At 52.3% G+C, this 12,319-nt stretch carries 9 protein-coding genes and 1 pseudogene; 8 read left to right on the forward strand and 2 right to left on the reverse strand.

Annotated elements, in window-relative coordinates; translation table 11 throughout:
* Nucleotides 1–630: 630 nt before the first annotated feature.
* Together HUO07_RS20910 and HUO07_RS20915 are read left to right on the forward strand one after the other, a co-directional pair.
* Nucleotides 631–1,067 (forward strand): annotated as a pseudogene (locus tag HUO07_RS20910) (histidinol dehydrogenase).
* A complete protein-coding gene (locus HUO07_RS20915) occupies nucleotides 1,046–1,963 on the forward strand; it encodes a histone deacetylase family protein (RefSeq protein ID WP_217908993.1) in 918 nt (305 codons plus the stop codon). Before HUO07_RS20910 ends, HUO07_RS20915 begins: the two are co-directional and overlap by 22 nt.
* Here the strand turns inward: HUO07_RS20915 and HUO07_RS20920 are convergent.
* Nucleotides 1,960–2,265: a helix-turn-helix domain-containing protein gene (locus HUO07_RS20920; protein WP_022520049.1), complete on the reverse strand. Its 306-nt coding sequence runs from the start codon at nucleotides 2,263–2,265 to the stop codon at nucleotides 1,960–1,962. The genes HUO07_RS20915 and HUO07_RS20920 overlap by 4 nt on opposite strands.
* Nucleotides 2,258–2,632 (reverse strand): type II toxin-antitoxin system RelE/ParE family toxin, encoded by a 375-nt coding sequence (locus tag HUO07_RS20925; RefSeq protein ID WP_176305073.1) that lies wholly within the window; start codon nucleotides 2,630–2,632, stop codon nucleotides 2,258–2,260. The genes HUO07_RS20920 and HUO07_RS20925 overlap by 8 nt, the downstream gene beginning before the upstream one ends.
* A gap of 153 nt (nucleotides 2,633–2,785) precedes the next feature.
* On the opposite strand from HUO07_RS20925, the gene HUO07_RS20930 reads away from it, so the two are divergent.
* From HUO07_RS20930 to HUO07_RS20955, 6 genes are all read left to right on the forward strand, one after another.
* A complete protein-coding gene (locus HUO07_RS20930) occupies nucleotides 2,786–6,451 on the forward strand; it encodes an ATP-binding protein (protein ID WP_176305074.1) in 3,666 nt (1,221 codons plus the stop codon).
* A complete protein-coding gene (locus tag HUO07_RS20935) occupies nucleotides 6,448–7,083 on the forward strand; it encodes a condensin complex protein MksE (protein WP_176305075.1) in 636 nt (211 codons plus the stop codon). Before HUO07_RS20930 ends, HUO07_RS20935 begins: the two co-directional genes overlap by 4 nt.
* Nucleotides 7,080–8,324: a hypothetical protein gene (locus HUO07_RS20940; RefSeq protein ID WP_176305076.1), complete on the forward strand. Its 1,245-nt coding sequence runs from the start codon at nucleotides 7,080–7,082 to the stop codon at nucleotides 8,322–8,324. Before HUO07_RS20935 ends, HUO07_RS20940 begins: the two co-directional genes overlap by 4 nt.
* Entirely contained in the window at nucleotides 8,321–9,190 is an 870-nt protein-coding gene (locus HUO07_RS20945) for a DUF7281 domain-containing protein (protein ID WP_176305077.1), read from the forward strand. The genes HUO07_RS20940 and HUO07_RS20945 overlap by 4 nt, the downstream gene beginning before the upstream one ends.
* Nucleotides 9,191–9,374: 184 nt before the next feature.
* Nucleotides 9,375–11,060, forward strand: a complete 1,686-nt coding sequence (locus HUO07_RS20950; RefSeq protein WP_176305078.1) for a P-loop ATPase, Sll1717 family — start codon at nucleotides 9,375–9,377, stop codon at nucleotides 11,058–11,060.
* A gap of 93 nt (nucleotides 11,061–11,153) precedes the next feature.
* The gene (locus HUO07_RS20955) at nucleotides 11,154–12,056 is read left to right on the forward strand and encodes a hypothetical protein (protein ID WP_176305079.1); all 903 of its coding nucleotides are present in this window, start codon (nucleotides 11,154–11,156) and stop codon (nucleotides 12,054–12,056) included.
* Nucleotides 12,057–12,319 lie beyond the last annotated feature (263 nt).

Below are 12,319 nucleotides of genomic sequence, written 5' to 3' on the forward strand. Positions count from 1 at the left end.
TCAGCGTCTGTTGTTCAGGTTCAGTGAGAGGGGCAACGAAGCGTTTTTCCATGGTTCTGTCCGTGTCAGAAATCCTGGCATGGATATTACACGAAAACTTTAGATCAGGTACTTATTAAAAATAATCAGAGGTTTCTTAATTTATTAAAACCATCATAAACGGCTATTTAAGTATAGGGTTACGCGCATTCACCAATATCTATAGCTAAATATTGCCTTAGGATTCTAGTCAGCACCTTGGTGTTATTTTGACATAAAAGCGATATAGGCGACTAAACAATTAAGTCTGCTAATTTTCTTGATGACCAATATTCGGCATTGTGTCTCTCCTTACGGAACTAAAATAATCGGTGAATATCCCTGGTACGTTGAAAATAATCGTATAATTTGTTATAAACTATTGGTTTTTTAATGTTTATCTGTTTTTTTGTGTACTTGCTCTGTGTTGTGAAAAAAATCCCTGACGGGCCTGGTGGTGTGGTCACTATACTTACTATGATTGCGTTATAAGTACTTTATGTTATCCATCAGAAAAAGGTTTTATACGAATGTCGGACTCTCAAGGTTATAACTTATAAAAACACGTTTTTAAAATCCGCTAAAGCGAAAGATACGCTTGCGGAAAAAAGCTTGTATGAGACCGTAGATAGCATCATTAAAGATGTCTGCTCTCGGGGCGACAGCGCAGTGCATGAGTATTCTCAAAAATTTGATCAAGTAGATGTCCAGTCCACCAAAGTGGCACAAAGCGAAATTGACAAAGCACTGGCCAGTTTTGATGAGCAAACATTAAAAGATAGCAAGTTTGCAATCGAGCAAGTGCGTAATTTTGCGCAGGCACAGTTCGATACTATGCAATCGCTGGATATTGAAACATTAGATGGTGTGCATTTAGGGCACGCATTATTCCCATTGATACTGTTGGCTGTTATGTACCGGGCGGTCGTTACCCCATTTACTCAGCTCCCATTATGTCAATTGTTCCTACTAAGGTAGCTGGCTGTAAAAATATTGTGGCATGCTTGCCCCCAAGGCGCATGAACAGATGTATGCACTATGCCATTTAGCCGGTACCAATAGCATTTACCGTATAGGTGGCGCGCAGGCGATTGCAGTAATGGCCTATTTGCGCTTTCTCGAAAGTGCCCATCGGCGCTGGCATGCCCTTGGGGAAGACTGGGGGGAAGAGGTTATCTCCAATATTTTTGTGCGTTCGCCCAATGCCCTGCGCGGCATCTTGGCGGAAGCCGGGCGCTACTTGGCCGATGGTAACGCCCCGGTGGGTCAGTACACTTGGCAGTCTGCTTATTGGTCCGCGCAAAGTGCTGTCGCCGGGGCTGAGGCTCTGTTAGCCGGTGATCGGTTTGCCTATGCGCTATCGCGCCCGCCGGGCCATCACGCGGGTACCGATTCCGCCGGAGGCTTCTGCTTTCTCAATAATGCCGCCATTGCTGCGCAGCATCTTAAAGCACGCTACCCCCGCATCGTGGTGCTCGATCCCGATATGCATCACGGCCAGGGCATTCAGGAGATTTTCTACCAGCGCGACGATGTGCTCTATATCTCGATCCACGGCGATACCACCAACTTCTACCCGGCGGTAACCGGTTTCGAAGATGAGCGTGGGCAGGGCGTTGGGCTGGGCTATAACCTCAACCTGCCAATGCCCCATGGTTCAGATGAAGCGGTGTTTTTTGACCGTATGGAGCAGGCCTGCCGGGCCATCCGCCTATTCGAGCCTGACGCCATTGTGCTGGCGCTGGGGTTCGATATCTACGAACTTGACCCCCAAGCTAAGGTCGCCGTTTCTACCGCGGGTTTTGCTGAGCTTGGCCGCCGGGTAGCGAGCCTGAACGTACCCACGTTGGTGGTACAAGAAGGCGGCTATTACCTGGAAGGGTTGGAAGCCTATGCAGTGAGTTTTTTTGAGGGGTTGTTGGGTAGCAAAAAACCTAACGCTTAAGCCAGTATTTCCAACCCCTTTTCCGCCACCAAGTTCAGCAGCTTAAGGGAAGGGCCATTGGGTTTCTTCTGTCCTTGCTCCCATTTCTGCACCGTAGAGACGCTGGTATTAAGGTACGCGGCGAACACGCCTTGGCTGGCGTGATTCTTGGTGCGAATCCGCTTGATCTGTATGGCTGTGTACTCTTTTACTGGGGGCAGACAGAGTGCATCGAACTCGCGAAGCGTGGTTTCTTTCATCACACCAGCCGCGTGAAGGTCTTGAGCTGTTTCATGCACCATATCTAAGATTGATTTATCCATCGTTTTTTACCTCAATCAATGCGCCATGCTTAATGGCTTCGGATAATGCTTTATCACCGTAGCCCAGCAATTCTTTTGCTAAATGTTTTAACGCTTTAAGCTCTTCGGCGCTGATATTAGCGCGGGCTTTTTGGGCAAAACCATAAACAAAGAATGCTTTATTACCGATCTTATAAGCCAACAGGGTTCGGGCACCGCCGCTCTTGCCTCGACCACCGATTGCCACGCGTTTTTTTACCACATGACCACCTAGGTCGGCATCAATCAGGCCGCGCTCCATTTCCTCAACTGCGGCTAGCAAAGCAGCATCATCCAGTCCTTCCTTTGCTGCCCACTTACTGAACACTTTGTTTTTAAATACTCGCATCTGATACCTGTACTGTTACCCTCAGTATATAGCACTAGGTGCTATAGTTCGACAGCTTTTTTTAGCCGCGTAGCCGCTTTGGTCTGTGTCTGGCAATATAGCCACTTTCAGCGATCAGCATAACGATCCGGTTAGCAAACGAAAGGACACGGCATGGCCCACCTGCTACGCATCGTGATGATTCACGGCCACCTGGAAGGCGTGGTCGAACTGAGTGTGGATGGTCACACCAATATTTGCGGCACCAACGCCTCCGGTAAAACCACGCTGCAGCGGCTGGTGCCGGTGTTCTACGGCGAATTACCCAACAAGGTCGTGCCCAAAACGCGCATGAAGTTCGACGCGTTTTATTTGCCCCACCGCAACAGCTACCTGGTCTACGAGTACCGCCGCGAAGCGGGCAATATCTGCCAGGCGGTGCTGACCCGCAAAGCCGAAGGCGGGGTGGAGTACCGCTTTGTTGGCGCGCCTTATCAACCGGAAGATTATCTGGTGGAGAGCGATGCGGGCGTCGCCGCGCTGGACTACACCCAGTGGGCCAGCGGCCTGCGGCGCAGCGGCACGCCCGTTTCTCCTAAGCTGGGCGCGACCTCTGAATTCCGCTCAGTGATCCAAAACGACTTCACCCAACTGCACGGCAACAGCCGCGACGGCCTCAAGCTGCGCCAGATCGCTGCGCAGTTCAGCCTGGTGAAGCCCGAGCGGCGCATTCGCCATATCGAAAAGCTGGTCTCGGCGGTACACGCCAAAGAGGGCAAGATGGACACCCTCAAAACCATGCTGGCGGCGATTTTCGAAGAGGATGGCGTTGAGCTGCCGGTGACCCGGATTCGTAACACCAAGGCGCGGGAGTGGATTGCCCAGATGCGCCAATCCATGCGCCTGGAACCGCTGCAGGCCTCCCTCGCCCGGCTCGCCGGAATCGATCGCGAACTGGCCGATCTGGATGCCACCCTGTGGCAACTCAAGCCCCAGCTAGAAGACGACCGCCAGAAAGCAGAGCGCCAGATGGCCGATGTGGATGCTGAGCTTGCCCGCCACCAGCGAGAGTTCCAGCAGCGGGAGAGCGACTACGCTGAAGCGCGGGACGCGCTAAACGACCGCCACAGTGAAGTGGTTAGCGATCTGCAGCAGACCCAGCGCCGTCTCAACGACCTGCAAACCCAGTACGAGCACTACGCTGATGCAGACATGCCTGCCCTAGAGCGCGACATCAACGCGCTGCCCCAGTGGCGGGAGCAGCGCGACCAGCTGCGCACCCACCTAAACGTGATGCAGGACGCAGTAAAAGAGAGTCAGGCGCGCCTGGATGGTCGGCTGCGCGAATTGTCTGAGGCGCTGGCCCGCCAGACCCGTGAATCCCAGGAACTGATCGACGCCCTGGTGGAAGAGAAAGCCTTGCGTCGGGAGCAGCAGTGGGAGTCCGAACAGCAGCTCAACGAACGCTACCAGCAGGAGCGCCAACGCCTGGAGGGCGAGTACCAGGCGCAGCTGGAACTCGGTGTCGAACAGCTAGCCGAACTAAAAGCGCAGCTCTCGCTCTCGACCCAAACCGCCGAAGAGGCATCCGAAGCGGAGCTTGCCCAGGCGCGTTTGGATCAGGCCCAGCAGGAGCGCAACGCCTCGGCCGCCACCCTGGATGGCCTGCGCCGGGAGTTTGAAAGCCGCAAACGTGAACGCGACAGTGCCGAACAGCAGCTGGTACAGCTTCGGCAGCAGATGGAGCGCGCCGAGCAGCGCTGCTTTGCGCTCTATCAGCAGCGCGACCCAGAGCAGGGCAGCCTGCGTCACTTCCTGCGTTACCATCGCCCCGGCTGGGAGCAGCAGCTAGGTAAGGTGATTGCCCCGGAGCTGCTGGAGCGGCGTGACCTCGCCCCGCAGTTTGCGGAAGGCGCAAGCGATGACCTGTTCGGGCTGGCGCTGGATCTTTCTGCCATTGCCCTGCCGGATTACGCCCAGGATGAAGCCAGCCTGCTGGCCGCCATCGAAGAAGCGGACACCGCCAAGCGCCGGGTGCAGACCGAGAGCCAAGCCGCCGAGAAATCGCTCAAACAGCATAACGAGCGAGTGCAGCAGGCCGATGAAGCCCAAGACCAGGGCCGTATGGCGCACAAGCGCGCCGAGCAGGAAGTCGAGTTTGCGATAGAGGCCCGCCGCCAGCAGCACGAGCGCCACACCAAGCGCCAGCAGGAGCGCCGCACTGCTCATCAAACCGCGCTAGCCAGCCAGGAGCAGGCGCAAAAGGAGCTGCGTGAAGAGAAGCAGCAGGCGCTCGCCGCCCTCAGCGAGACCCACCAAAGCCAGCTATTGGAGCTAAAAGCCGACGGCCAGAGCCAGGTAGATAGCCTGGATGCCCAGCTGCGCCAGTATAAGCAGCAGTTGAGCGACGCCAATGCCGAACACCAGCGCCAGCGCGCGGAACTGGAAGAGGCCTTTAGCCAGGAACTGGCCGAGCAGGGCGTCGACCCCGCCAAGCTCAAAGATACCAAGGAGCGGCTGGCCAGCCAGGATGAGCGCATCCGCGTTACCGCCGCCCGTCAGGATGAACTCACCGAATACACCCGCTTTATGCGCGTCGAGTGGGGGCAGCATAAACCGCAGCTCGTCGCTCAAGAGGCAGAGCTGGAGCAGGCGGAGCAAAAGCTGCAGCGAGATAAAGAGCACCTGAAAAATGACTTCCAGGCGGCGCGCAAAGCCCACCAAAGCACGGTCAGCACGCTGAAAACCCAGCGGGAGAGCGAATACGCCTGCCTGGAAGCCTTGAAGCCGCTGCTCACCCAGCTGGAAAGCCTTGCCATTGAACCCGACGGCAAAGCGCCCGGCACTCCACTGGGCGATGTGGACGAGCGCATCGAGCGCGCCCGCCAGGCCCTGGGCAATCGCCACCAACTCATTGAGCAGTTGCGTCGTGGCTGCCTGGAGGTGGAAAGCCAACTGATCAAGGACGCCAGCAGCGGCTTCGCCGAAGCGCTGGAGAGCGAACGCAGCAAACTACAGAGTGACAACCCGCGCCTACAGCTGCCGCTACTGCGCGACATGCTCAAACTGCTCGAAGATCAACAGCAGCAGCTGATTCAGGAAGGGCGCAACCTAAGCGACGACCTGGATAAGTTCTTTACCGTGTTCCGCGATTTGAACCGACGCATCAGCGCCCAAAGCCGCCGACTCTCTGAAGAGGTCGCCGACGATCTGCGTTTGGAAGGCATTACCAAGGCCGAAGTGCGCATCCAGTCAACCATCGATGAGTTGGGCTTCTGGGAGCCGCTGAAGCTGTTCGCCCAGCGCTACAAAGAGTGGCGGGAATCCGGCCAGACGCTACCCAGCGACGACTACCTCAACGCCCTGGCGGACGTGGTCGATTTGCTGCGCAGCGACCAGCAGTACAGCTTCGAAAGCCTGCTGCGCCTGGAGCTGCACCTGAACGAAGGCGGCACCGATCTGGTGATCAAGAACGACCGCCAGCTGCTGGAGTCCTCCAGCCACGGCATGGCGTATCTCATTCTGTGCAAGTTCCTGCTCGCCTTTACCCGCCTGCTGCGCGGCGATGCGGAAATCGCCATCCACTGGCCCATCGATGAGATCGGCACCCTGGCCTACCACAACGTCGAAAAACTCTTCGACGCCTGCGACAGCAACCGCATCCATATCGTCGGTGCGTTTCCCAACCCCGAGTCCGATGTGCTGCTGCTGTTCGCCAACCGCTACCTGATCGACCGCGATGAGGCCAACCCCAACAAGCGGGTGTTAAAACGCATCGAGCCACGGCTAAGCCGCCTGGCCGAACGGCTCCAGGAACGTCAGCAGGAGGTGACGGTATGATCGAACATGGCCCACTGCTAGAGCGCCTGCTGGCCGGTGAATTTGTCTGCCCGATCAGCGATGAGAGCGGCTATCGCCATCTCACCAATGAAGAGACCCGGGAGGAGATCGATACCTACCTGCGGCCGCTTAACCGGCGCCTGGCCAGCAACGAAGACGGCAGCGTCTATTTTCTGGCCTGGCGTCAGCTCAATGACAACGCCCGGGATCAGCTGTCGCGCCAGCTCGGCGACACGCTCAACAGCCTGCTGCCGCTGCTGGAGTGGCTGCAGCTGGTTCAAGAGGCGCTGGGCCGCGATACCCTGGCCGCCCCCGGCGATGTGCTCAAACCCGCCGAGTTCAGCGCCAAGTGCGAAGACAACCAAAGCCTGCGCGAACGCCTGGAACGCCTGGCCACCGACAGCTTTTTTGGCTCGCAAAGTGAGCAGCTCGACGCCCAGGTAAAGCAGGTCTTCAAGCGCCTGAAAGAGCACGGCTACCTGCTCCAACCCCATTCAGAGCGGCAGGTGTTCGTGGTCACCGGCAAGATCGACTACCTAGTGGATCTGGTGCGCTTTATTCGCGATGAAGAGAACCTGCCCATCGAAGAGGGCAGCGAGGAGGGCTCCGGTTCCCAGGAGGCCCTGCTGTGAGTTCTAGCGGAGAACACAGCCTGGAAAGCCGCCTGCTCAAAACCGGCAGCGAACGGCTGGCGCTGCTCGGCAAGCATTCTGAAGCGCTGATGCAGGCCTACACCCGCGATGAAGTGCCGCTGGAATCGCTCAGCGATAGCGCGCTACGCAAGCTGCTGGCGGCACGCATTCTATGGCGACCGGATGAGCAGAGCGGCGTGAAGCTGGCGCCCAAGGTGCGCGAACTGATCGCCGAGATGCTCGCCGACGAGACCCGCCGCCATGTGAATGCCGATGTAGCGGAAACCCTGGAGCTGATTCGTGCCCTGGTACATAGCTATCGGGAGGCCCGCAGCCGCGGCGAACACTGGCGGCTGGAGCAGCAGTTGATGCGCCTGCGCCAGGAAGTCGACGACCTTAATGGGCGCTTCGCCGATGCTATCGACAGCTTATGGCAGCGGCTGAATAGCGATTTTGGTTTTGTCAGCCAGCTCAACGACAAGATCCGCGAAAACGACCGCGCCCAGAAGCAGATCGCGAGGCTGCTGGATGGCCTGGCGCTGATCGATTTCGACGAGCTGATCGAACTGGTGGGCAGCGATGGCAGCCTGCGCAAGCTATTGATCAGCCAGCTACAGCAGCAGTTAAGCCACCACTACACCGGCCTGCGCGAAGTGCAGCGGCGCTTGATCGAACTGATGGCGCGCTTTCGCAAACAGCAGGCGCGCAGCCGCCTGATCAGCGGCATGGCCGCCTTTATGCGCGAACACCCAGGCTTTGTGCCGGGCAACTATGCAAGGCGCAGCGAAGTGCCTGGGCTGGTCAATCAGGCCGCCCCGCTTAGCGCCGCGGCCGCCCCGGCGCTGGATCGCAACCTGGATAGCCGGTTGCTCGCCGACCTGTTGCACCAGCTCCCCCAGCCGCGCCAAACCACGCAAACCGTTGAAGCCGCGGCCCCTGCCCAAGCGCAAGAGAGCAGCCTAGCCGCCGCCCGCCAGCAGGCGCTCAAGCAGGATGTGGAACACTTCTATTTGAGCGTGATCGACCAGCCCCAGGCTGAGCCGGTCAGCGCCCTTGAGTACCTGCGCGAAAGCCCGCTGGAATGGCCGGATGAGATATGGCTCTTCCAGGTGATTTCCGAATACCAGGGCCTGCCGCGCAGCGATCAGAAGGCGTTCCGGCTCAAACAGCAGGAGAGCCAGGCGAGCCAATTCAACCATCTGCGCCTGATCCACGATGTAGAACTGCAGCTGTCCGTATGAACCTACCCAGCCGCGCACGCAATGGCCTTAACGGCGTCGCCCGCGAACTTCTCCGCCAACCCACGGTGGAGAAGCCCCGCCGCCAGTGGGTAGACGACGTAGTGGCCTGGTGCCACCAGCACGACATTGACCTGGCCACGCGAATCACCGGTAAAACGCTTCGCTTTGACGCCGCCTTGCTGGCGCAGATTAATGACGTACTCGAAAGCGCTCGCCTAGCACCACTAGGCCGCTCACTCAGCGGCCTGACTAGCAGCGCCCAGGCCAAAGAGGGCGTGGAAGAAGATAAAGCAACCCGCGAAAGCCCCCGTGCACGAAGGGTACTCGTCAGCTTTCCGCCGCAACCAACAACCGGGCTTGCCAACGAACCACGCGCTATTCGCGATGTGGATGTACTGGGGTTAAAGCTGAGCGCGTTCAGCGCACTGATTCAGGTCGAAAACCTGGACAGCTTCTATGAGTTTTCGCCGGAACTCCCAGCGCTAAGCGGCTACGCAAACCCACTGGTCGTCTACCGAGGCGACAGCCACTACGGCGGTGGCTTTTCATTGCTGGCCGAGGCTTGGCACAAAACCCGCCGAACACATATCTACGCCGGTGACTTCGATGTTAAAGGCGTCACGCTAGCGCTCGACAGCAACGCCACTCACATGCTTCTGCCCAACATCGAGTGGCTTACCCAAAACGCCACACCGTTGCATGTGCCTGCTGAACAGTTTCCTTATCAGCGGAGGCTTCGTAAGCACCTCGCTGCGCTGCCATCTGTTCATCCGTTGCGCGACTACCTGACCCTGTTGTTGGAAAAGCAGCGGGGGTTAAAGCAACAGTGGTTTGGGGGGAATATGGGGTGTGTGGTGCTTAGCTAGAAGCCGCCAACATGCTACTTTTGGATATATCAATATTTTCTTTGCCCCGAAGCGAATCAATGGGATAGAGTCGAAACAGGCGGTACTATAACCGCTATAGATGCGGCGGGACGTTTATTGAAATTATTCGGATTTATATATAGTTACTGTTAGACCTACAAAAGGCAAAGGGATTTATCATTTAATGAGTCAAAAAAAATCCACCCCATCACTTCCTGATCCTTTTCCAACGGATAAACTTAGATTGCTTAATTTCGGTAGTGCTGATGGACACAGAGATAAGCTAGCTGAGCTTGCGTTTATAGAAACATCCTCAGTAAAGCAGTTCTATTTGAATCAACATTCAATAATTGTAGGTGCGATAGGGGCTGGAAAAAGTACTCTATTTACTCTATTGAAAAATCATTCGGAAAAATTAGAATCATATAAGAACGATTTAATAGTTCCGCTAGAAGAAGCCTTGTCATTTAACGAGCTTTCTGAGTTTGTTAGGGAGTATTATCCAGGTAAAGATGAAAAAACATTGTATCAACTATTATGGAAGTTTAATGTATTATTGAAGATTTCAATAGAGTTATCAAAGCAAGAAAAATTCCCAAATAACTCTTATGAGAAAGCGGTTAACAAATTCCTAGATGATTCTAATAGCTCTGATTCATATTCGAATATTCTTGATAAGTTTAAGAAGCTTGTTTCTGATGCGAATGTCAAGTTCGAAGCTAAAATTGGCGACAACCCTATAACTATCGAAGCAGGTCTTTCTGGCAAAGCACCAAAACCCAGGAAAAAAATTAATCTTGAAGAGGTGCAACGAGTCGTATCAGAATCAATAAGAGCTCGTAACTTCAAATGTGCAACTGTTATTATCGATAAAATAGACAGATTTGTGGCCGGTGCTGAATATTATGTCCAAAGGCTGTATATAAATTCATTGCTTGAAGTTGATGACGATCTATCTGCTATTCAAAATATTAATTTGAAAATTTTTATAAGATCAGATTTGTTTGAACGACTAGACTTCGCAGCCCTTGGTTATGACAAGGTGCACGATAACGTGATCAAGTTAAAATGGAGCCATGATGAAACGCTACGATTTTTAGCAATAAGGATAATGGTTGGTTTGGTACAAGCTAAAATTTGTAAACCTGAAGATATCTTTCGAGCTACAGATTTAAGCGAATTTGATTTAACTTGGAGAGAGAAGTTGTTTTTAAACACCAGAGTTCCTGGCTTGTTTAAAAATTTAGTCAATAAAAAAGAAAAGTCTGAGCGAGTCACAAGCTTGCATGGAAAATTCGATAAAGCGATAATAACTAAAGTATTTCCACGTTACGCAATTCACTTTTGCTCGAAAGAAAATAAATATTTAGAGTTGGATATTTTTGATTTTATAAAGTCTCATTTTTTAGATGGTAATGGAGTATGTACCCCAAGATATATCCTGATTTTTCTAAAAGAGGTTGTCGAAAAAGTTGCATCATATTATGAAGAAAATCCTGATCAGATTTCAGAGTTGGTTTTGATTGAAAAAGACTATGAGTGGGATTTGTTTAAAAAATATTGTGTTTATCAGGCTTATATATCTGCAAAGGATATATATGTAAAGAATATTGAAACTATCGACTCTAAATGGACTAAAAACGTAAATGTTCTTTTGGCAAAAAAAGGCAACAAAACAAATTTCGATTATAAATGGATTAGAACCAATATTCCTGGTATATCAGAAAGCGAAGCTGTAGATTTTTTATCATTTCTTCAAGTTATTGGTTTTTTAAAGATTTCAGATCCTCATCAAGAAATTAAAAAGAGAGGTTATGAGTTACCTATTCTATATAAGGTCTCTAATATGCCTAGCAAGCCAATCAAGTAGCATTGAAAAATTTATGTTGTTGGAGTGATCTTTAATTGCGCTAAAAATAAATTTAAAATCCGTATTATAGATGAGTCAATGCTTGGAGAAATTATGGCTGAATATTTATCTCACCAGCACGCAGTAAATTCGATTCGACTCATCTATGAACACCAGGGATTTCAGTTGGTTGATTCTGTGCCAGGAAGTCACGTTGAAAAAGAACTTGGAGTTGATACAAGAGATACTCCACTCGCAGCCTTATATGCTTTTGTGGATGAATATGTAGTGCTGCTGCGGTGCCAAAGTATCTATTTTCTCTCATCTGATCATAAAAATAACCCTTCAGCAATGATATTTTATCGGCTCAGTATTCGTCAATTACGCACATTAACGTCAATTCGTGTTTTGTGTAGTTATGGGCTAGATGCAAATGCTAGGCTTCAGCTTCGGCTGTTCTATGAGACAGCCCAACTTTGGGTACGCTTCAGAATCGATCAAGATATTTTGATTGACTACACCGCTTGTACTACTCCTGAAGCTGCAAATAAATTCTGGCATAGATACCTATCGAAAGACAAGACAGAGCGTTACCTAAGACAACAAATGAAAGAAGGGGGATTGAGCTGGATTGGGGGTATGGAGGATCAAATAAACGATTTAAAGCAGAAATTAAGTCTTGTCGCCCATCCAACTTTAATAGCAGATTATCATGAAACTCTCGCGGACTGGAATGGTCAGCCGGAAGCGTCTGTGATAACAAAGCCTTTAAATTCTTCGTATTTTACTTTGTCGAAGGCAATCTTCGTTACTGCCATGCCTTTTTCTATTTTTCCTGAACCCCCTTATAATTTGGGATCCATATCGCTCCGTAAAGGTGATGCAGGTTGGAATCCAATTCCACATCCAACGGAATCATGGGAGGATTATAATCAGCGGCTTAGAAATATGTTTCCATCTCTTTTTTTAATGGCGATTCGCTTTTTTGAGGAGTTTGATAAAGCTGATATTGGTTGAATCAACTTATATAAACTAACAGTCGGCGGCACGGTGATCGGTTTTCCATCGTCCCGTGGCTCCAAGACCGCATGTAAGTCGGGTGTTATAAACTGTTTACATTGAGCTAACTGGCATTTCAGCGCCTTTGCCCTCAAGCAAGGTAAGCGCGCCATAAAACCCATCTACCCACATTAACGTTGGCTGATCACACTGGTGGTCTCTTTAGCATTGGAGATCATCATGAGTCGCGACCTCAATTCCACTCAAGCATTTTGGTTAGG

The sequence above is a fragment of the Vreelandella maris genome (genome assembly GCF_013371085.1).
GTDB lineage: Bacteria > Pseudomonadota > Gammaproteobacteria > Pseudomonadales > Halomonadaceae > Vreelandella > Vreelandella maris.